Consider the following 19,915-nt stretch of genomic DNA (forward strand, 5'->3'; position numbering starts at 1 on the left):
ACTGCAACAAAAGATAAAACAATTTATCAGTTACTACAATGAACATTTGGCTAAACCATTCCGTTGGACGAAGGAAGCTAAAACCTTACAAATTTAATGTGGGGTATTTACTTCAGCCGCGTGGCACGAGGGAGGAGTAAAAATGGTATTTTCATCGAAAAAAGATTGGTGGCTTGGCGGGATAATATGGATAGCAATGATACCTTTTTTCTACATAATTATTCAATCAATCTTTATAGAATTTAGTATGATTTTAACAATCATTTCGCTGGTTTTTATATTATTTGTGGGAGATATGTGGTTTAATACAAAATATGTGATTGCAAGGAGAATTCTTGAAGTGCGTTCTGGCTTCTTAAAGAAGAAAAAGGTTTTTATTGATGAAATCCATACCATACGTTTTACCAAAAATCCAATTGCAGCGCCGGCTTTATCCCTTGATAGAATAGAAATTAATTACAACCAATATGATACAATAATAATATCTCCCAGAAATTCAAAACGTTTCATTCATGAAATAATCAAAATAAATCCTAAAATCAAAGTTAATAAAACGGATACACAGGTAAATTGAGATAACATTTAAAGTAAATTTAACATTCGAGATAATTAGTGGAAGTGGAAAGGTACATCGACTTATGAAAGAAAAGACGAAAAATATAATTGGGATGACACTATTAATTATATTTTTAATGGGAATTATAGCGGCAATTTACTTCTTTGGCATAACCGGAATTTTTGTAATACTTGGTGTTCAATATCAATCCATTTGGTCATTAATTATTTTTGTCATGAGTGTTTTTATCCTGGGATTAGTGGTTGATGTATTTACGGGAGCCATAGCTAAATTAACCGTTGAAATACTATCGGGAAAAATAAAACCAATGGTCATCGAATTTCTTTTTGGATTTGCAACAAACTGGATTGTTATTATGACCGTAGATGCGTTTATGAGCAGTCTTAATCTTTCTTTGGAGACAAAGTTTATTTTTTCCCTTATATTAACCTTCTTTGAATTAGTGTTTCAAGATAAAAATATTTCATAGACTTAGGAATTTTGTATAAGTAAAGTGGAAGCTCTATAGGTACTTATTAAAACGTTGAGGACATATATCTTTAATAAACCTTCCCAAAAAATGTTGAAGAATAATATATTTCCCAATACAAAGGAGAGAAGTAATGAAAAGAATATTTATGCTATTACTAATCGGATTATCTACATTAGTTTTAGTAGCTTGCAGCCAAATTGGCGGGGATGCAAATACGATTACTGTTGTGAATTAACAGAGAGGGAAGATGCTATACTTTCAACTGCTTCAGATAAATCATTTGTATTTGATTTTAATGTAGATGATGAATATAAAGAAGCAGCTGTATGGATTGAAAAATATGAAGCAGGTAATCTGGTCGATAATAGATTGGGATATATCACAACAGAGGCAGAGCGAAGCGGCTCCATTATTTTCACACTTTCCGAAGATGTTAATGACGCCAATAATATCTTTAACATTGGAGTTAGTACTGAGGAGAACTTAACTTCGGCACATGTACCGGATGAAAAATCAAATGACATAGAGAATATGTTGAGTGAATGGGGGAGTATTCCGGAAAAAGTGGCTTTAGACAATGGTGAAGTCGTATTAGCAAATATTTCTTATTCTGATGATGAAAATGGAATGCATTCACTTACCACAGATTTTTACGAAGACGCTGCGGATCATATGAATGAGCTGGAACAATATGACGTTGTCTATTTACTTAAGGCTGAATTTAGTAAGTAAATGCTGATTGAAAAATGATCGAACCACTATTAAAAAGTTTAAATGACAATAAAAAGTAATAAAATGCAGCATATTCGGTTTTAAGTGTTATTGACAACAGAAAAATCCCTTTATTGCAATGGAGAATTGCTCTTGATATAATTAAGAAAAGGAGTGAATCAAAATGGCGGTTAAAATGCGAAATGCTCCAACAGCTAAAGGGAAGGATGCTCGCCGTTTTTTAGAAAAAGTAAAAAAAAATAGTGAATTAATGCATAAAAGACGACGAGCTGACGGTGATAGCAGAGGTAAAAAAATTGTATCCAATAACAGAACTTGATAAATTTGACTTAATATTTAAAACAATTAATATAGATGATTTTGAAGCTATAAAATCTTTTAAATGTGGGAATTCAAGTATAGAAAGATTTTTACAACAAGATGCTTATTATACTACCATCGATTTAAAGGCTAGTACGAACCTAGTATATTTACAAAACGTCTTAGTTGGTTATTTTACGTTAAAAAGGACAAAATTAAAATTAGATACAGAAGGATTAGATATTGATATTGATGATATAGAATTAGTTAATAATTTTTACTGTATTGAAGTTGCAAGACTGGCTGTAACTAATGACTTTCAACACAAAGGAATAGGCAGGCAAATAATCCATAATATAACTAGAATAGCTAGAACAGTGAATGAAAGATTCATCTCTTTGGACGCGCTTTATGAGAATTTAGATTGGTATGAAAAAATAGGGTTTGAACCTTTTATAAAAGAAGAAGCGTCTATGAAAAATAATGAAGGTCTTGTTTATATGGTGATGGATTTGTATGATCCTGAATTGGTTGATAGATTCCTTGAAGATAATTAGAGTATTAAAATTAAGGTATGAAATTATTGTTCTAAAATAGTTAACTTTTCATAGGATTTACAGAGGTGAATTTTATGAAAATATCTAAAAGAGAAACCCCAATCGCTAAAGGCGAAGATGCAAAAAGATTTATTGAAAAAGCTATAGATAATAAAGCAAAAAAATTAGCAGAAGCTGAAAAAAATAAAAGATGCAAGTAAAAGCAGACAGTCATGAATCTTAGTATATAAGGTTTTTGGCTGTTTTTTTATATTTAAATATTTTACAAGCGAGAAATAATTGTATACTGACCATTATTTCTCGCTTGTGTTTTAATCACCTCTCGTATACTTAGTATATAATTACGCCATAATTTTTCGGGAATGATTAGCAACAATAAATAACAAACAGCTGCCAACAGGTAAACTAACCATTTTCCCTTCATGTATAAATGAAGGAACTAACCTCTTACCTCATTCTTTCCATAACCCCTTTCAATCTCCTGACACTTTCCTCAATCCGATTTTCATGAATATAAGAATAAGAAAACCGAATATAATCGGAGGCGCTGCTATCATAAATTTCACCAGGCTGGATCAAAATATTTTCTTTGATCGCTTCATTAAAAAGTGTTTTTACATCCAGCGAAACACGCAGCTTAAACCAAATATAAAAAGAGCCATCCGGTTTATCCCATTCTCCGTAATCCGATAAATAGGTTGTTAAAGCCTTTAGAAATAGATCCCTTTTATTCATTAACTTCTTTTTTAAGTTATGGATATGGGCATCATGATAGTCGCGCAGCCACTTTGCGGCAATATGCTGCGATATGGAACTCGCACCATAATCATTTTGCATTTTTAAGTCTGCCAGGTGTCGGATGACATTTTTATCTGCTACGATCCAGCCAATTCGTAAACCCGGGCTTACGGTTTTAGACAGACTGCCTAAATACAAGACATTATCACTGTTTTTTAATGCTTTCATCGGCATAGGCTGTTCGGGACCAAACCATAAATCAGCATAAATATCATCTTCCACGATAGGGATGCCATTTTTTTGACATTGATTTATGATTTTCTGTTTTTCCATGTTGGTATAGGTGTTCTGCGTCGGGTTATGTAACGATGGTATACAGTAAAAAATACTGTTTTTATAGTCACTTCCCGCTTTAAATAAATGATTTATGTTGCTTCTGATATAGTCAATGGTTAACGGAGTCATTCTGGCTCTAATGTTATGCCATGTGCGGACGGAATGGATATAGGATGGTGTTTCAATAATAATTTTTGATTGTGGTACAAGTAATCCGTCGGCAATCAATTTTAAACCTTGCAAAGCGCCAGAAGTGACACAAATATTATTTATATCACATGCTACACCTCTTTTTTTCATATAGTTAACAATTTCTAATCGTAGTTCTAACTTTCCTTTTGGCTCTTCATAGTTTGTCGTTAATTTTTCATCTTCATCCTGCCTTAAAATTTCTTTGAATAAATGGTTGGGGATTAAATCAGGTGCTAATTCCCCGGTCCCCAATCGTATGATGTTGTCATCAAACTCCAATTCATTAATCTTTTGAATATAGTACTGATTGTTTTTAGACAAACTTTTTCCGATATAATCCTGCCAGCGAATATTACTTGTTATGTATGTATTCCATTTATTTTGAGATACAAATACACCTTTTTTCTCTATGGTGTCTAATACGCCGTAGCTTTTGAGAATATCCAGAGATTGAACTACCGTTGATCTGTTGACATGATAATATTGTGCAATTTCTCTTTGGGATGCTAATTTTTCTCCAGGTTTCAATTCACCTTCAGCTATCTTATGAATAATATCATCAACGATTTCTTTGTATTTGAATCCGCTCATCTGATTAATCCCTTCTGGTTGGTTTTTTATTTTAAATCTGGCAGGTTCTTTTATTTGAAACTTAGTATAACATACATATGGAAGGTAGGATTTTTATGGAGGGTGGAATTCAAAGAAGCTATATATTTAAAGGGTATAAAAAGAAGAGGGAGAAAATTTAAACCAAAAGCGTCCTTATGATACCCGTATTGTATAGTGTCTCTTCTGGTTGGTAATTTGAAATATTGTTCGGATGGAGGGCGAATAATGATACAACCTATCGTTCATGGTTTTATACTCGCGCTAGGGCTAATATTACCTTTGGGTGCTCAAAATGTCTTCATATTTAACCAAGGGGCGAATCATAAAAAATTAATTGGCGCGCTTCCAGTAGTTATAACAGCTGGTCTATGTGACACATTTCTAATTGTTTTAGCAATCCTGGGTGTTTCGTTGATATTAATGTCGCTGCCTGTGCTGCAAATTTTCATTTATACGATTGGCCTTATTTTCTTAATCTATATGGCTTGGTCTTTGTGGAATGAAAAACCCGCAAGCTTAAAAAAGTATGAATCGATGAGCGCAAAGAAACAAATTGGATTTGCGTTATCCGTTTCCTTGTTTAATCCACATGCCATTATGGATACGATCGGAGTGATTGGTACCAGCGCTGCCGTTTATTCTGGAACAGACAAATTCTTATTTAGCATTTCTACGATTATTGTGTCATGGTTATGGTTTATTTTCCTTGCGATACTGGGGAAATTAATCGGGGCTATCGATAGAACGGGGAAGTATATCATCATATTAAATAAAGTTTCGAGTATTATTGTTATGATAGTGAGTTTGGTTATAATGAAGAATATCATGACGTTAATTTTTTGAGGAGGAAAGTGGTATCTGCAATAAGATAAGTATCCCATACCATTGATAAGAAAAAAAGCTCAAAATACCGGTTAAAAAAGGGGATAAAAATGAAACGATTTTTTAGGATATTACTAATCGGATTTTCTGTACCAGCTTTAGCTGCCTGCAGCCAAACTGAATCGGATGCAAATACCCTTTCTGTCAGTGAATTAACAGAAAGAGAAGACGCTATACTTTCCACTGCTTCAGATAAATCATTTGTATTTGATTTCAATATAGATGATGCATATAAGGAAGTATCTGTCTGGATTGAAAAATATGAAGCAGGTAAGTTGGTGGATGATCGATTAGCTCATCTGACAACAGAGGTTAAGCAAAGCGGATCCATTGTTTTTACACTTTCAGAAGATGTTAATGAAAACAATAATAGTTTTCATATTGGCGTTGGCACTGAGGGGAACTTGACTTCAATCGATGTACCGGATACAGATTTGAACGACTCAGAGGGCATGGCGAGTGTGTGGGGAAGTATTCCGGAACAAGCAGCTTTAGACAATGGCGAAGTAGTAGTAGCCAATATTTCTTATTCTTCTGATGAAAATGGTATCCGTTCGCTTACAACAGATTTTTATGAAGATGCTGCAGGCCATATGCATGAGCTGGAACAATATGATGTTGTCTATTTACTTAAGGCTGCATTTAGTAAGTAAACGCTGGTTAAAAAAATAGTGTGTATATGCGATTAATAGCCGTAGAAGTTACATATAGGATATGGCATTTGTCCATCGCAAAGGGGAAAAGGTTTATCAAAGATATATTGACGATTAAAATGTAAGTTTGCAAAAAGCCACATTACTTATTCTTTTGAGAATGAATGTGTCATGTGGCTCTTTATTTTCAAAGATTACAACGATCATAAATTCATATTTTCCTAAAGTTTTATAAAGGAAGGGTATTATTTCTTTTTGCCATCCATTTTCTTATCGAAAGTAAAAAAAGTAATATAATAATCGCTCCAAATAGCATCACACCAATGATAAAAAATATGTTACTTCCATATGGGAGATTTTCCTCGAAGCTGACAATGGGCTGCGCTCCATATTCGGTAGGTGTGACGAGAAATCGAGTCATTTCCAGGTATCCTAAATGAAAGCCAATGGATGCCCATAAACTTCCGGTGTATACACGAATCAAAGCTAAAGCAATCCCGAAAATAAAGAAGAGCACCAAATTAGAAATGATTGTAATACTCAAGCTGCCTATTCCAACCAATGTTTGCAGGATGTTAGCACCTAAGGCGACTGCCATAAAGATCAGTGTTTGCATAATAACAGATACCCAAGTAGCAAAACGTTCTCTTAATGTATCAAAAACGAGTCCTCGTAAAGCTAACTCTTCCGGGAGTGCTTCAAAGAAAAATGCTATCATCATATTCAAAACAAAAGGATAGAACCAGCTGCTCGGCGCATGCCATTGTTCAATTTCCAACCAGCCCAATGTACTTGCTAAGAATAATCCCGCGAACGCTAATCCAGTGACAAAAAAGAAACCAGTGAAAAAGTGATGACTCCTTTTGATAGAATAGGCTGGTTTTTGAATTGGCCCTGTCTGCTTGTGAAGTTTCGTATATAAGCGCAAAATAATTGGAACGACGATAGCACTCATAACAGCTGCTTGGATAATTTGACGAGCGTTTTCAGTAATTAAAAACTGTTCTTCAGCAATTGTTCCTGCCACTGTAGCTAAAAATAATCCTACAGTGGCTGTTGCCCATCCTCCGAGTAAGAATATGTATTTATTTTTCAATATATATTCCTCCAATCCTATTAGATTACGAAAAATTTTATTTGAGTGTTATTATATATAGTGTATATGCACACTATATATAATAACAAATGCTATATATTTTTCAACTATAATGTACAGAAAAATAATCCTTTTACTTGAATTATTCACAAAACTAAAAAATCGTAATATCCTTTGCCAAGTAATAAAATACATAAAAAAAAAGAACCCATTTCGGATACGGTTAAAAGGATAACCAAATAACCAGCAGAAAGGGTTCTGATAATAGGTGATTTATTGTAAATGCCACTTGATGTCAGCGTGAAAAGGGGATGGAGCCAATCGAATGATTTTGAGATATATACATAAAAACTTCCGCAACAGGAATACCTACGCTGCGAATGCTTCTTTACAGGGATATATTATAAAAAGAAGCTTTTACAAGTGGAGTGATTCATTCTGTGTGATTAAGAAAGGTAAATATTTATTTCCTAGAAACCTTTTACCGCACCCCCATAACTTGAACATACAGAGATAACAATATTTCAGTTGGCAGCTTCGATTCAGCTACCTGAATATGATGCTGTTCGCCTCTTCTATTTGTTTTTTCATCTTTGGCTAAATCAAAGTAGGTACGTTTTGCAGTAAGGAGTTCTTTTTCTTCTGTATCTTGTATCTTGGTTTCCATACTAAAATAATCGCTTTGTATCGTGAGTGTCTCCTCCTCACTCGTAGTAAATATAAAATTCAAGTACTTTTTACTCCCGCCTTCTTTAAAAAATCCTTTCGACCGCAGCCTTCCGTAAAAAGTTTCATTCCAATACACATCATAATAAAATTTGGGGCGAAATATTTTATCTGGAATTACTTTCACTGTATTCTGATTTGAAGTGACTGTAATTCCTGATGATGCCGGAAGAACTTGAAAAAGAGTAAGAAATTTATACCACAGGTTTTTAAAATACAATTGAAATGTAAAATCATGATCGCCTTTTATCATAATAGGCATTTTATCAAAAAGCTTAGTAATCGGCATTTGATAAAAATATTCGCCTTCTGCTGTATCAAGTTCTCTGTCCATATCAAATGATTCTTGTGAGATTTTCCAAAACCTCTCTTGCTGTTTCTTTCTCAAAAAATAAAAGGCGATTAAAGAAATGGTAGCAACTCCCCACAACAACCAAATAACGCCTAACGGATTACCAAAAAACGTTTCCCCGTTTTGGACATAGTGTACGGTTTCAATGATGTTTAAAATGCCAATAACCACAAATATAAATAAGGATTGAAACATACATACGAACCTCCCTTAGTTCGTGTTTTTAATTTTCTGTTACTTTCAGATTCATTCATACCATTCTCATAGATACGTTTATTTAACCATTTCCCTTGATGTATACATTTAAACTAGAAGTGAGGCTTTTCCTTATTAACCGAAGTATCATTAAGCTTCCGGTCAACTGTCCTTTATTTACGAAATAGGGCGCAGATTTCTTCAAAATAACAAATGCTTTTCCGTATGAAAGCTCAATAAGTTTGAAAGAATGTAGGATACGCCAAAGAAAAAATGGAGCCCAAAAACCATTATAAGAAAATGGTCAGGTACATGATAAAAAGGAACAGCAATTAATGAAGCTTTAAGAAACTTCAACCCTACGCTTTTTAAAAGGATTATGCTAAAATGTATAACAGTTAGCTTTGATAAAGAAAGGAGCTTCATCATGGTTTCAACCGTCTGTACACAAGATTTATTGGACAGGTTTCATTTACAACTGGTAGCAGGGGAAGAAGGTGTTCGCCGCGAAATTATAACCAGTGATATTTCACGTCCAGGTTTAGAAATGACGGGATTTTTTGATTATTATCCAAGAGAACGTCTGCAATTGATCGGAAAGACAGAATTAGCTTATTTTCTGGGCTTGAATGCGGAAGAAAGACAGCAGCGTGCTGAAAATCTATGTACGGATGTAACGCCGGGAATTATTATTTCCCGCGGGATGGATGTACCGGAAGAATTCATTGAAGCCTCTAAGAATTCTGGTGTGCCGATTATCCAATCACCACGGACAACAACACGGGTTTTAAGCCGTTTAACCAATTACTTAGAATCAAAATTTGCACCATTTACAGCGATACATGGTGTTTTAGTCGATATTTATGGTGTCGGTGTCTTGATTATCGGGCAGAGCGGTGTCGGAAAAAGCGAGACAGCGCTCGAACTGGTCAAACGCGGACATCGCCTGGTTGCGGATGATAACGTAGAAATTCGGCAAGAAGATTATGAAAATCTGGTTGGCAATGCACCAGCGCTGATTGAGCATTTACTGGAAATACGGGGATTGGGCATTATCAACGTGATGACATTGTTTGGAGCAAGCTCCATCCGCAGTAAAAAAAAGATTTCCATGGTTATTCAATTGGAAATTTGGGATGAGAATAAACAGTATGACCGTTTAGGTTTAGATGAAGAAACCATGAAGATTATGGATGTTCATTTGCCGCAAGCAACGATTCCGGTCAGACCGGGAAGAAACCTTGCTGTTATTATTGAAGTGGCAGCTATGAATTTCCGTTTGAAACGTATGGGGGTTAATACGGCAGAAGAATTCTCGGACCGTTTAACCAAAATGATTGAACAAGGTGATTTGGAATCACCACAATAGGAGGTAGGGATATTGATGATTGGGACAGGAGCTCCTATTGATCGTGTGTTTTTAGAGCTTGGACCTTTAACAATCTACTGGTACGGTATTATCATCGCTGTTGGGGCCGCATTAGCCGTTTATTTAGCGACAAGAGAAGCAGAAAGAGTCGGTCTTGGTAAAGAAACCATTATGGATTTCATTCTATTTGCTGTGCCAATTGCGATTATTTCAGCGAGAATATATTATGTCATTTTTGAATTTGAACAATATGCGAATGGTCCTCTTTGGAGAATTATAGCTGTCTGGGAAGGCGGCATTGCTATCCACGGAGCAGTTATCGGCGGGGTCCTTACAGCCATTGTTTTTACAAAAGTCAAGAAAATCTCTTTTTGGCGGCTGGCTGATGTCATTGCACCGAGTTTAATACTGGGGCAGGCGATTGGCCGCTGGGGAAATTTTGTCAATCAGGAAGCGCATGGCGGGCCGATTTCGGAAGCGGCCTATGAAAGCTTTCATCAGTATTTGCCGGATTTTATAATGAACCAGATGGTCATTGACGGTGTGATGTATCATCCAACGTTTTTATATGAATCTGTCTGGAATTTTCTTATCTTTTTCGGACTGCTGCTTTTCCGCAGAACCAATCCGAAACGCGGCATGATTTTCTTAACATATGCCATTACCTATTCGATCGGCCGTTTCTATATAGAAGGATTGCGGACAGACAGTCTATATATTATTGGAGAGCTGAGAACCGCACAGGTGGTATCTATCTTAACTATTGTAGCGGGAATTATAATCATGCTGTATCTGATAAAGACATCGAAGGTCCGTTATTTGGATACACCCGGTAAAAAGAAACCGGCCAAGCAGGGGACGAAAAATAAGAACAAAAATAAAAAGAAGAAAAAGAAATAAAAGGTTTGTTTTGAAGCTGAAATGAGGGAAGAAGATGCGAGGGATGCTTTACAGAGGATTAATGCAGGGATTCAAGACCACATTGTCCCTGGGGAAAGTTATTTTTCCGATTACATTAATCATAACGATATTACAATTCACCCCGGTTTTTCCCTGGTTTATGAATATCATAGCACCGCTTATGGGATTATTCGGTTTGTCAGCTGAAGCTGCTGTTCCGCTTGTTCTAGGTAATAGTTTAAATTTATATGCCGGCATTGCAGCGATTATTTCCTTTGATTTTACAGTCAAAGAAGTATTTATTATGGCAGTGATGCTGTCCTTTTCCCATAACCTTTTTATCGAATCCGCTGTAGCGACAAGGGTAGGCGTCAAATGGTGGATTATTGTCGGAATCCGCGTCGGACTTGCTGTATTTTCCGGACTTGTTATCAATTTATTCTGGAACGGCGGCGGAGAGCTTGCGCAATACGGGTTTATTTCCGGCGATGATGTGGTGTTAAATAATTGGTGGGAAATTGGACTGCATGGCGCTCAGTCTGCTGTGATAGCGATTGTGCAGTTAGCTTGTATTGTTATTCCGTTAATGATTATCATGCAGTTGATGCGAGAATTGGGATGGATGCATGCAATATCTGAAAAAATGGCTCCTTTGATGAAGCTGCTCGGCATGGATAAACGTGCTTCAATGACAATGGTTGCAGGGCTGACAATTGGCCTTGCTTATGGAGCCGGCTTAATGATGCAGGCCGTGAAAGAAGATAATGTACCGAAAAAGGATATGTATTTAGCTTTAATCTTTCTTGTATCTTGTCATGCAGTTGTGGAAGATACGCTTGTTTTTATTCCGCTGGGAATTCCGGTCTGGCCTTTATTAGTGATACGGTTAACGGTAGCGATTATTTTAACGGTAACCATCGCTTATTTTTGGAAGAAAGAAGAAAGGAAAATGCCTCATGAACATTCGTACCATTCTGTTTGATTTAGACGGTACATTCATCCATACCAGCGAGCTGATACACGCTTCTTTCACGAATCCATTGGATACCTTTGATATGCATTTCACGGGGACCTTTTTTAAAAGCGTATCAGCCGACTTATTATTTGAACACAATGCGGGATCTACTAACAGTGGCAGGTGAACGTCATGCGGAGAACAGAAAGGTATAAAGTCCATCCGAAAGCAAATTCGCTATGGCAAATGTATAGTACGGTGCCCTTTTTGAAAATCGTGAAGAATTTTGCGGTGATTCAGATTGCGCGTTACACCCCTTTTTTAAAGATGAAAAATTGGATGTACCGGCATCTGTTGCGTATGCAGGTAGGGGACCGTACGTCATTTGCTTTAATGGCGATGCCTGATTCGATGTTTCCGGAGAAAATAAAAGTTGGGAATAATAGCATTATCGGTTATAATACAACGATTTTAGCACATGAATATTTAATAACAGAATATCGTCTCGGGGAAGTGCATATCGGCGATGAAGTAATGATTGGCGCTAACTCTACCATATTACCGGGCGTGCACATCGGAGACGGAGCCATTGTGTCCGCTGCGACGCTGGTTCATAAAGATGTACCTGCCGGAGCTTTTGCCGGTGGAAATCCGATGCGGATTATTTATACAAAAGAAGAGATGGAATCAAGAAAATTGCCGGATGCGGATTAAGGGAGGAAGAACGTATGCAATTATCTGCCGGCGTGTTGCCAGCGGTGCGGCGCATGAAGGATTTTGAAAAGGCGTTAGCAAGCCATCATGAATACATTATTATTTTAGAGTCCAGGTTAGTTCAGCTGAAGAGTATGATTGACTATAGTCATCGTGCCAATAAGAAAGTATTGGTCCATTTTGATTTGATTCAAGGACTAAAAGCAGACGAGTATGGTATAGAATTTCTGTACCGGGAAATGAAACCAGACGGTATTTTAACAACGCGCGGGAATGTGATTGCAGCTGCTAAAAAGCATCATCTGCTAGCGATCCAGCGTGTATTTGTATTAGATAGTGCTGCCTTGGAACAAAGTGTGAAATTGATTCAACGATTTGAGCCGGATTATGTTGAAATTTTACCCGGGCTGCTTCCGGAAGTAGTTAAAGAGATCGCAGATGAAATCGAAGTTCCCGTGATTGCCGGGGGATTAATCAAAGAAGAGGAAGACGTCGCCAGCGCACTGGATGCCGGAGCCGTGGCTGTCTCTACTTCTAGCCGGAAGCTTTGGAATAAAGAATAACGGAAGGTGTGGTATCACTGCCTATCCGTTTAATTTATGAAACACAAGCAAATCTTTTACATGGAGTAAAAGATTCTGTCTGTGTTTTTTTGTGTCTTCATTTATCATGCTTGCTTTTGGTTAAATATCCTGCCATTTTGGAATTGGTGATTGTGCATAGCGCCGCTCCGGCCAAGCAAAACGGTCCGCCGCAGCGGTAGCATATCAGCGATAGCTTGACACCTTACTTTCTGTTCTTTATCAAGGGAATTAACAAAGGAATGATCAACTTCTGTTTCTCTGGAAATGAAGCTACTTTTTAAGGTGCGAAAGTTGAGTTATAATAAAACCATACAACATATCCGACTCGGGAAATGAAAGGTGCTCCGTCAATTCCTATGGACATAGGATATATATCCGCAGAAGGCAGTACGTCCCTAGCTGATAGAAGTTATATGATCTTTTTCTGTCTGATAGTTTGGCACAGGTTTTATCTTTTTCTAAAATGTCAATAACATAATAAGACCTGATTGCAGGAAGAAAATATAAACGGTGTGAGATAACTGTTAATGTTTTTCCCGACTCTTGTCTGGTCAAAATATCGGCAAGTTGCATAAAGTTCAAAGATACAGTCTGCGTGAACGGAAAGAATCAATTTGGTTTTTTAATATAGTTAAGCGCAATTGATTCAATTCATTAACATCTGGAGGGGTAGAAATGAAGAAAGTAATCAATCAGCCAAACAATGTCATTGAAGATATGGTAAAAGGAATGGCGCTGGCAAATGAAGCGCAATGGCAGCGAATAGAAGGTACAAATGTTATTCGCCGTAAAGAGCTGTCACCAGGAAAAGTAGGAATTGTCAGCGGAGGCGGCAGCGGACACGAACCAGCTCATGCCGGCTATGTCGGCAAAGGAATGCTGGACGCAGCAGTTGTCGGGGAAGTTTTCACCTCTCCGACACCAGATCAGATTTTTGAAGCCATTAAAGCTGTGGATCAGGGAAATGGGGTCTTACTGGTTGTCAAAAATTACACCGGTGATGTATTGAATTTTGAAATGGCCGGGGAATTAGCGGAAGCAGAAGGTATCCGTGTAGAGCAGGTAGTGGTTAGTGATGATATTGCTGTAAAGGACAGCGATAATACCATTGGCCGCCGTGGAGTTGCCGGGACAGTATTCGTGCATAAAACCGCTGGAGCAAAAGCGGAACAAGGTGCTTCCCTGGATGAGGTGAAAGCATCTGCAGAGAAGACGATCACACAGGTCCGTTCCATGGGAATGGCGCTTTCTCCTTGTATCGTTCCTGACGCAGGCAAGCCGAGCTTCCATTTGGAGGAAGATGAAATGGAAATAGGTATCGGTATCCATGGCGAAGCAGGTACGGAGCGGAAGAAGATTGCTTCAGCACAGGAAATTGCGGAAGAATTAACAAATCATATCCTCGAGGATTCCGGCTTATCAGCAGGCGATGAAGTTGTCGTCATGATTAATGGAATGGGCTCCACGCCGGAAATGGAATTATTTATTGTGAATGGACATGTTAATGACCTGCTTAATGAAAAAAACATTTCGATTCATGATACGTATGTCGGTGAGTTTATGACGTCTCTGGAAATGGCTGGTTTCTCCATTACATTATTAAAAGTGGATACAGAAATAAAACAGCTGTTAGCAGAAGCTAGTGAGGCTGTTGCCTTCCGGGTATAAGAGGACGATCAAAAAGGAGATGTTACCATGTTAACCATACAAAAAGCGCAGGATTGGATGCACAAAACTAACCAATATATACAAGATAATAAAGCCTATTTAACCGAGCTGGACCAGGCGATTGGAGACAGCGACCATGGAATTAATATGTCCAGAGGCTTTCAGGAAGTTGAAAACAAAGTGGAGAGCGCCTCATACGATGAAGTTTCCGCCTTACTAAAGGATGTTGCGATGACTTTGATGTCCAAAGTAGGCGGCGCATCCGGCCCATTATACGGTACAGCATTTCTGAAAATGTCGACGGCTGTAAAAGGAAATGACACCGTTGATCAAGATGTGATGGCAGCAGGGCTGGAAGCTGCAGCTCAAGGTATTCAACAGCGGGGGAAATCCACTGCTGGAGAAAAAACAATGGTCGATGTATGGGAACCGCTTGCTTCATGGTGGAAAGAACAAGATGAAATCAGCGCAGAAAATTTAGAAGCAGTGGCAAAAGAAGCGATGGAATCTACAAAACAGATGGAAGCCACGAAAGGCAGAGCTTCTTATTTGAAGGAAAAATCGGTCGGTCATATCGATCCGGGGTCTGCTTCCAGCTACTATCTATTTAAAGCATTGGCAGAAGTGTTGGCATAGCCCTGACGTACGTGCATTCCTGCCTGTTTTTACTTCAGCATATGGAATGATACGAATAAAAAGTCTGGTTATTAATCAAAAAGCTATACAACATGTAGAAGATGTGTTAGCATATAAAATGAAGTTAATAGAAACGGACGGAGAAATGATGGAGAGGCCGCGGGACTGCTGGTATTTTTAATACTGGTATTCTTGTGGTCTTTTTTTATTTATCTGGGATATGTACAGTTGTAAACTAAAACAAAGGTTGCTCAGGTAATCAACTTTTCGAATGCTTTCAGATGCATAACCGTCTTTAAATAGGGAATAAGAAACTATAGATCATTATAGGAGTGGAGTTTATGAGTGAATTTTCAGGTAAACAACGCAAAGAAATACTGGAAACGCTGGAAAGTGAACAGCTTGATTTGTTGGTAATTGGCGGCGGTATTACCGGTGCTGGTATTTCATTAGATGCTGCTACAAGAGGGTTGCGCACAGGTCTAATTGAAATGCAGGATTTTGCAGCCGGTACGTCCAGCCGTTCCACGAAATTAGTTCATGGCGGTTTGCGTTATTTGCAGCAATTTGAAGTAAAAATGGTTGCGGAAGTTGGGAAAGAGCGTGCGGTTGTTTATGAAAATGGTCCGCATGTTACCACGCCGGAGTGGATGCTTTTACCGTTCCATAAAGGCAGTAACTTAGGACCATTGACGTCAAATATCGGTTTGCGTGTCTATGACTTTTTGGCAGGTGTTAAAAAATCAGAACGTCGTAAAATGTTAAAACCGGCTGAAGTATTAAAACGCGAACCACTTGTCAGAAGAGATGAGCTGCGAGGCGGCGGCTTTTATGTGGAGTATAAAACAGATGATGCGCGTTTAACTATGGAAGTACTGAAGAAAGCTGTTGAACATGACGTAAAAGCAGTGAACTATACAAAAGCAGTTGAATTTATCTACGAAGACGGAAAAGTAGTCGGTGTGATTGCAGAAAACCAAATCACAAGAGAACAGCATAAAATTTATGCGAAAAAAATCATTAATGCCGGCGGCCCTTGGGTAGATGATGTCCGTGAACTGGATGGTTCGAAAAAAGGAAAAACACTGCATTTAACCAAAGGGGTTCACCTTGTATTTGATGAATCCGTATTTCCGCTTAAACAGGCTGTGTATTTTGATACTCCGGACGGCCGAATGGTATTTGCTATTCCGCGTGGCGGCAAAACGTACGTCGGTACAACGGATACGGATTATAAAGGGGATATTGCCCATCCGACGATGACAGAGAAAGACCGGGATTATATCTTACATGCCATTAATTACATGTTCCCTTCTGTTGGTATCGATGCAAGCAAAGTAGAATCAAGCTGGGCCGGTTTACGTCCTTTAATTGAGGAAGAAGGGACAGACAATCCGGGTGAAATTTCTCGTAAAGATGAAGTTTTCCAATCGGATTCCGGATTGCTTTCTATGGCCGGCGGAAAATTAACAGGGTACCGTAAAATGGGCGAACAGGTTGTTAATACAGTAGCCCAGCAGTTGAAAGAAGAAGAAGGTATCCTATATACAGAAAGCCAAACGAAGCATCTGCCTATTTCCGGCGGGGAAGTCGGCGGATCCAAAGGATTCAAGAAATTTAAAGAAGAAAAAGTGAAAGAAGGAATCCGTCTTGGTTTAACCGAAGACGAAGCAGCTGAGCTTACCCAGCGTTATGGTTCCAATGTAGAAAAAGTCTTCACACTTTATAAAGAAAATAAAGAAGCTGCGAAAAAAGAAAATATTGAACCGGCTGTATTTGCACAAGTATTATACGCAATCAATGAAGAAATGGCGTATAAAGCAGTTGACTTCTTTATTCGTCGTTCCGGCGCATTGTTCTTTAACCGTCCATGGGTAGAAACGCATATGGACACAGTACTTCCATTTATGGAAAAAGAACTTGGCTGGACCAAAGATGAAGCGGCAGCTTACAGAAAAGAGCTGGAACAATTATTATATGAAGCTACTCATCCGGATAAATAAAAAAGAATAAAAACGAAAATAAGATGCATGTGCAAAACCCTTTTGTCATGCGTCTTATTTTTTGTTGTCCATGCGTGCTCAAGGTTTCGCTATATAAATAAACAACAAACGTAGGAATCTGCTATATTTTATGATATACTTTTTCCGACTTGTCTTTAAGAACGGGGGAGATGTATGTTAAAAGGGAAGAAGAATAAAACAAAAACAAATAATAACGTAACCCCATTCATTCCTGAAGGCGACTTTTATTATACAAAGGGTGTCGAAGCATTCAAGAAAAGAAAGTTTGACATTGCGATTAAATGGATACAAAAGGCTATCGAAGCTCAACCTTCTACTCCTTTATATAAATGTCAATTGTCTGTCGTTTATACAGAAATCGGTGCTTACCACCAAGCCAATCAGCTGCTGACAGAAGTTCTGCAGACAGGGGAGTATGTGGATTGTTATTATTTAGCTGCGAATAACTATGCGCATCTTGGATTGCTTCAAGATGCTAAAAAGTATGCGCAAATGTATTTAGATAAAAAGCCAGAAGGAGATTTCAGTAATGATGCTGCTCAATTGCTCGACTTTATCAAAATGGAAGATGAAGAAGAGGAAAACTTTGCTCTGGAAGATGAAGATGAACTGATTATTTTGCAGGAAACGGCTTTTCACCATATGGAAAATGAAGAATGGGAAACAGCGATTCCGGTCATTGAAGAAATTATGGAACATTTTCCCGAACAAAAGCTGGCAGTTCACGATTATGCACAGGCTCTATTTTATACAGGTAAAAAAGAAGAGGCGATGCATATTGAAGAGGATATGCTGGAAGAAGAACCCAATAATTTACACAGCCATTTAAATTTGGCGTTGTTTTATTATGAAACAGAGGATCCTGCATATGAAAAGCATATTCAAATCATCAACAATATTTACCCGATGCTTGAGGAGCAGAAGCTGCGAATTGCGGAAGTTTTTGCGAGAACGGCTAATTATACGTTAGCATATGAACGGTATCAAAATGTTTCTTTAGAGCAGGCTAAACGCAGAGCATCTTATTATAAATGGTTTAGTGTAACAGCCTATAAAACAGGGAATCCCAGCAAGGCATTGCGTTTGTGGGAAGAAGGCTTAAAGCGGCATCCGAAGCTGTCAGAAGAAGAAGGACCCTGGGCATTAAAAAAATGAGCAAAAAGATAGACGTTGTGCCTTCATTTCATTACACTATACGTTGGAATTAGAATATTATAAGGATAAAGGGGCGATACGGAATGTCCGAAGAGAAAATATATGATGTGATTATTGCCGGGGCCGGCCCAGCTGGTATGACAGCAGCTGTCTATGCTTCCCGTGCAAATTTAGATACCCTGATGCTTGAGCGCGGTATACCAGGCGGTCAAGTGGCAAATACAGAGGACGTGGAAAACTATCCGGGATTTGACCATATTTTAGGTCCGGATTTGTCGAATAAAATGTTCGATCATGCTAAAAAATTTGGTGCAGAATATGCTTATGGTGATATTAAATCCATTGAAGACCATGGCAATTATAAAACCATCTATGCTGGAAAGAAGGTATATCATACAAAAGCTTTCATTATTGCAACCGGAGCGCAATATAAAAAACTCGGTATCCCGGGAGAAGAAGAGCTCGGCGGACGCGGTGTTTCTTATTGTGCGGTTTGTGATGGTGCTTTCTTTAAAAATAAAGAACTGCTTGTTGTCGGAGGTGGCGACTCTGCTGTCGAAGAAGGCGTTTATTTAACCCGTTTTGCAAGCAAAGTAACCATTGTTCACCGCCGTGATGAACTTCGTGCACAACGTATCCTTCAGGACCGCGCTTTTAATAATGACCAAATTGAATTTATCTGGGATACGATACCAGAAAAAATTAACGGTCCAGAAGGAAAAGTCAGCAGCATCTCTTTAAAAAATGTTAAAACAGATGAAGTATATGATTTTCCGGCAAGCGGTGTGTTTGTTTATATCGGTATGCTTCCTTTGAATGATCCATTTACTGACTTGGGCATTACAGATGATGAAGGATATATCCTGACATCTGAAAATATGGAAACAAAAATTCCAGGGATTTTTGCAGCTGGAGATATCCGTGCAAAAGATCTCAGACAAATTGTGACAGCTACAGGAGATGGAAGTATCGCAGCTGAAACAGCTATAAAATATGTAGAAACATTAGAAGATTAATTGGTATAATTGTCGTTTTTTAGGAGGTAACTGGTTCGAAAGTTATTGGGATTTGTCGAATTGGCATAGTGGTTCTGTCTATAGATGTGATTTGTATAAAAAAATTAATCTTTGGTAATTGCATCTTAACCTTGCTGTAATACGCATGAAACACAAAAAAGGTATGATAGAATTAACTAATTGACCCCCTTTTAATAGATAGATTAGTTTTAGGACAGGTGATACACCTGTCCATTTTTTTATTTTTAAATAGATTGGCAAAACGGAGATACATGGTACTTTCCTTACATAAGTATAAGGGAGAGGGGGGTTATCCCAATGTTGTCAGGTTAACATGACCGCTGCGGCGGACCGTTTTGCTTTCCTAGGGGCACGCTCTTCAGCTAACTTTTGCCAAGAAGTGCACTTGGCAAAAGTGGATCTTCAGATGGTGCTGATCCCTCGTCCAGCTACAAGCGTCAAAAACTAGACAAC

The 19,915-nt window shown here is 38.0% G+C and carries 21 protein-coding genes; 18 read left to right on the plus strand and 3 right to left on the minus strand.

What is annotated here, in order from left to right; translation table 11 throughout:
* Window positions 1–142 precede the first annotated feature (142 nt).
* From ACFQ19_RS19595 to ACFQ19_RS19620, 6 genes are all read left to right on the plus strand, one after another.
* Window positions 143–574: a PH domain-containing protein gene (locus tag ACFQ19_RS19595; protein WP_379594477.1), complete on the plus strand. Its 432-nt coding sequence runs from the start codon at window positions 143–145 to the stop codon at window positions 572–574.
* A gap of 64 nt (window positions 575–638) precedes the next feature.
* A complete protein-coding gene (locus ACFQ19_RS19600; protein WP_379594479.1) occupies window positions 639–1,046 on the plus strand; it encodes a YrvL family regulatory protein in 408 nt (135 codons plus the stop codon).
* Between the two features lie 189 nt (window positions 1,047–1,235).
* Complete coding sequence (locus ACFQ19_RS19605) at window positions 1,236–1,781, plus strand: hypothetical protein (RefSeq protein ID WP_379594481.1); 546 nt, start codon at window positions 1,236–1,238, stop codon at window positions 1,779–1,781.
* 163 nt (window positions 1,782–1,944) lie between these two features.
* A complete protein-coding gene (locus tag ACFQ19_RS19610) occupies window positions 1,945–2,100 on the plus strand; it encodes a hypothetical protein (RefSeq protein WP_379594483.1) in 156 nt (51 codons plus the stop codon).
* Window positions 2,078–2,638, plus strand: coding sequence for a GNAT family N-acetyltransferase (locus tag ACFQ19_RS19615; protein WP_379594485.1), 561 nt, complete (start codon window positions 2,078–2,080; stop codon window positions 2,636–2,638). The genes ACFQ19_RS19610 and ACFQ19_RS19615 overlap by 23 nt, the downstream gene beginning before the upstream one ends.
* 74 nt (window positions 2,639–2,712) lie before the next feature.
* Complete coding sequence (locus ACFQ19_RS19620) at window positions 2,713–2,838, plus strand: hypothetical protein (RefSeq protein ID WP_379594487.1); 126 nt, start codon at window positions 2,713–2,715, stop codon at window positions 2,836–2,838.
* A gap of 247 nt (window positions 2,839–3,085) precedes the next feature.
* Here the strand turns inward: ACFQ19_RS19620 and ACFQ19_RS19625 are convergent, their stop codons facing one another.
* Window positions 3,086–4,495 carry an aminotransferase-like domain-containing protein gene (locus ACFQ19_RS19625; protein ID WP_379594489.1) on the minus strand — a complete coding sequence of 470 codons (1,410 nt, stop codon included), beginning with the start codon at window positions 4,493–4,495 and terminating at the stop codon, window positions 3,086–3,088.
* Window positions 4,496–4,741: 246 nt separating this feature from the next.
* Here ACFQ19_RS19625 and ACFQ19_RS19630 point away from each other — a divergent pair, with 246 nt between their 5' ends.
* Window positions 4,742–5,359, plus strand: a complete 618-nt coding sequence (locus tag ACFQ19_RS19630; protein ID WP_379594491.1) for a LysE/ArgO family amino acid transporter — start codon at window positions 4,742–4,744, stop codon at window positions 5,357–5,359.
* An 89-nt stretch (window positions 5,360–5,448) separates the two neighbouring features.
* Window positions 5,449–6,051, plus strand: coding sequence for a hypothetical protein (locus ACFQ19_RS19635; RefSeq protein ID WP_379594492.1), 603 nt, complete (start codon window positions 5,449–5,451; stop codon window positions 6,049–6,051).
* Between the two features lie 229 nt (window positions 6,052–6,280).
* Here the strand turns inward: ACFQ19_RS19635 and ACFQ19_RS19640 are convergent, their stop codons facing one another.
* Together ACFQ19_RS19640 and ACFQ19_RS19645 are read right to left on the minus strand one after the other, a co-directional pair.
* A complete protein-coding gene (locus ACFQ19_RS19640; protein WP_379594494.1) occupies window positions 6,281–7,147 on the minus strand; it encodes a CPBP family intramembrane glutamic endopeptidase in 867 nt (288 codons plus the stop codon).
* A 481-nt stretch (window positions 7,148–7,628) separates the two neighbouring features.
* Window positions 7,629–8,420, minus strand: a complete 792-nt coding sequence (locus tag ACFQ19_RS19645; RefSeq protein WP_379594496.1) for a hypothetical protein — start codon at window positions 8,418–8,420, stop codon at window positions 7,629–7,631.
* A 427-nt stretch (window positions 8,421–8,847) separates the two neighbouring features.
* On the opposite strand from ACFQ19_RS19645, the gene hprK reads away from it, so the two are divergent.
* The 10 genes from hprK to trxB all read left to right on the plus strand — a co-directional run bounded on the left by hprK (window position 8,848) and on the right by trxB (window position 19,441).
* Window positions 8,848–9,789 (plus strand): HPr(Ser) kinase/phosphatase, encoded by a 942-nt coding sequence (hprK, locus tag ACFQ19_RS19650; protein WP_379594498.1) that lies wholly within the window; start codon window positions 8,848–8,850, stop codon window positions 9,787–9,789.
* A gap of 15 nt (window positions 9,790–9,804) precedes the next feature.
* Window positions 9,805–10,689: a prolipoprotein diacylglyceryl transferase gene (gene lgt, locus ACFQ19_RS19655; RefSeq protein ID WP_379594515.1), complete on the plus strand. Its 885-nt coding sequence runs from the start codon at window positions 9,805–9,807 to the stop codon at window positions 10,687–10,689.
* A gap of 34 nt (window positions 10,690–10,723) precedes the next feature.
* Entirely contained in the window at window positions 10,724–11,671 is a 948-nt protein-coding gene (locus tag ACFQ19_RS19660; RefSeq protein WP_379594500.1) for a nucleoside recognition domain-containing protein, read from the plus strand.
* Between the two features lie 165 nt (window positions 11,672–11,836).
* Window positions 11,837–12,358, plus strand: a complete 522-nt coding sequence (locus tag ACFQ19_RS19665; RefSeq protein ID WP_379594502.1) for an acyltransferase — start codon at window positions 11,837–11,839, stop codon at window positions 12,356–12,358.
* Window positions 12,359–12,372: 14 nt separating this feature from the next.
* Entirely contained in the window at window positions 12,373–12,921 is a 549-nt protein-coding gene (locus tag ACFQ19_RS19670; protein ID WP_379594504.1) for a glycerol-3-phosphate responsive antiterminator, read from the plus strand.
* 696 nt (window positions 12,922–13,617) lie between these two features.
* On the plus strand, window positions 13,618–14,610 hold the full coding sequence (gene dhaK, locus ACFQ19_RS19675) for a dihydroxyacetone kinase subunit DhaK (protein WP_379594506.1): 993 nt from the start codon (window positions 13,618–13,620) through the stop codon (window positions 14,608–14,610).
* 27 nt (window positions 14,611–14,637) lie between these two features.
* Window positions 14,638–15,246: a dihydroxyacetone kinase subunit DhaL gene (dhaL, locus tag ACFQ19_RS19680; RefSeq protein ID WP_379594508.1), complete on the plus strand. Its 609-nt coding sequence runs from the start codon at window positions 14,638–14,640 to the stop codon at window positions 15,244–15,246.
* A gap of 341 nt (window positions 15,247–15,587) precedes the next feature.
* On the plus strand, window positions 15,588–17,249 hold the full coding sequence (locus ACFQ19_RS19685; RefSeq protein WP_379594509.1) for a glycerol-3-phosphate dehydrogenase/oxidase: 1,662 nt from the start codon (window positions 15,588–15,590) through the stop codon (window positions 17,247–17,249).
* A gap of 174 nt (window positions 17,250–17,423) precedes the next feature.
* Window positions 17,424–18,425, plus strand: a complete 1,002-nt coding sequence (locus ACFQ19_RS19690) for a tetratricopeptide repeat protein (protein ID WP_379594511.1) — start codon at window positions 17,424–17,426, stop codon at window positions 18,423–18,425.
* 83 nt (window positions 18,426–18,508) lie between these two features.
* Window positions 18,509–19,441, plus strand: a complete 933-nt coding sequence (trxB, locus tag ACFQ19_RS19695) for a thioredoxin-disulfide reductase (RefSeq protein WP_379594513.1) — start codon at window positions 18,509–18,511, stop codon at window positions 19,439–19,441.
* The last annotated feature ends 474 nt before the right edge of the window (window positions 19,442–19,915 follow it).

It is taken from the genome of Oceanobacillus locisalsi (assembly GCF_042675985.1).
GTDB lineage: Bacteria > Bacillota > Bacilli > Bacillales > Amphibacillaceae > Oceanobacillus > Oceanobacillus locisalsi.

Excerpts from the sequence above, each read along its gene's own strand:
- ACFQ19_RS19685 (WP_379594509.1), top strand. The coding sequence starts at position 15,588 with ATGAGTGAATTTTCAGGTAAACAACGCAAAGAAATACTGGAAACGCTG.
- ACFQ19_RS19645 (WP_379594496.1), bottom strand. The coding sequence starts at position 8,420 with ATGTTTCAATCCTTATTTATATTTGTGGTTATTGGCATTTTAAACATC.
- dhaK (WP_379594506.1), top strand. The coding sequence starts at position 13,618 with ATGAAGAAAGTAATCAATCAGCCAAACAATGTCATTGAAGATATGGTA.
- ACFQ19_RS19625 (WP_379594489.1), bottom strand. The coding sequence starts at position 4,495 with ATGAGCGGATTCAAATACAAAGAAATCGTTGATGATATTATTCATAAG.
- ACFQ19_RS19620 (WP_379594487.1), top strand. The coding sequence starts at position 2,713 with ATGAAAATATCTAAAAGAGAAACCCCAATCGCTAAAGGCGAAGATGCA.
- hprK (WP_379594498.1), top strand. The coding sequence starts at position 8,848 with ATGGTTTCAACCGTCTGTACACAAGATTTATTGGACAGGTTTCATTTA.
- dhaL (WP_379594508.1), top strand. The coding sequence starts at position 14,638 with ATGTTAACCATACAAAAAGCGCAGGATTGGATGCACAAAACTAACCAA.
- ACFQ19_RS19630 (WP_379594491.1), top strand. The coding sequence starts at position 4,742 with ATGATACAACCTATCGTTCATGGTTTTATACTCGCGCTAGGGCTAATA.
- ACFQ19_RS19670 (WP_379594504.1), top strand. The coding sequence starts at position 12,373 with ATGCAATTATCTGCCGGCGTGTTGCCAGCGGTGCGGCGCATGAAGGAT.
- ACFQ19_RS19595 (WP_379594477.1), top strand. The coding sequence starts at position 143 with ATGGTATTTTCATCGAAAAAAGATTGGTGGCTTGGCGGGATAATATGG.
- ACFQ19_RS19660 (WP_379594500.1), top strand. The coding sequence starts at position 10,724 with ATGCGAGGGATGCTTTACAGAGGATTAATGCAGGGATTCAAGACCACA.
- lgt (WP_379594515.1), top strand. The coding sequence starts at position 9,805 with ATGATTGGGACAGGAGCTCCTATTGATCGTGTGTTTTTAGAGCTTGGA.
- ACFQ19_RS19635 (WP_379594492.1), top strand. The coding sequence starts at position 5,449 with ATGAAACGATTTTTTAGGATATTACTAATCGGATTTTCTGTACCAGCT.
- ACFQ19_RS19600 (WP_379594479.1), top strand. The coding sequence starts at position 639 with ATGAAAGAAAAGACGAAAAATATAATTGGGATGACACTATTAATTATA.
- ACFQ19_RS19690 (WP_379594511.1), top strand. The coding sequence starts at position 17,424 with ATGTTAAAAGGGAAGAAGAATAAAACAAAAACAAATAATAACGTAACC.
- trxB (WP_379594513.1), top strand. The coding sequence starts at position 18,509 with ATGTCCGAAGAGAAAATATATGATGTGATTATTGCCGGGGCCGGCCCA.
- ACFQ19_RS19610 (WP_379594483.1), top strand. The coding sequence starts at position 1,945 with ATGGCGGTTAAAATGCGAAATGCTCCAACAGCTAAAGGGAAGGATGCT.
- ACFQ19_RS19665 (WP_379594502.1), top strand. The coding sequence starts at position 11,837 with ATGCGGAGAACAGAAAGGTATAAAGTCCATCCGAAAGCAAATTCGCTA.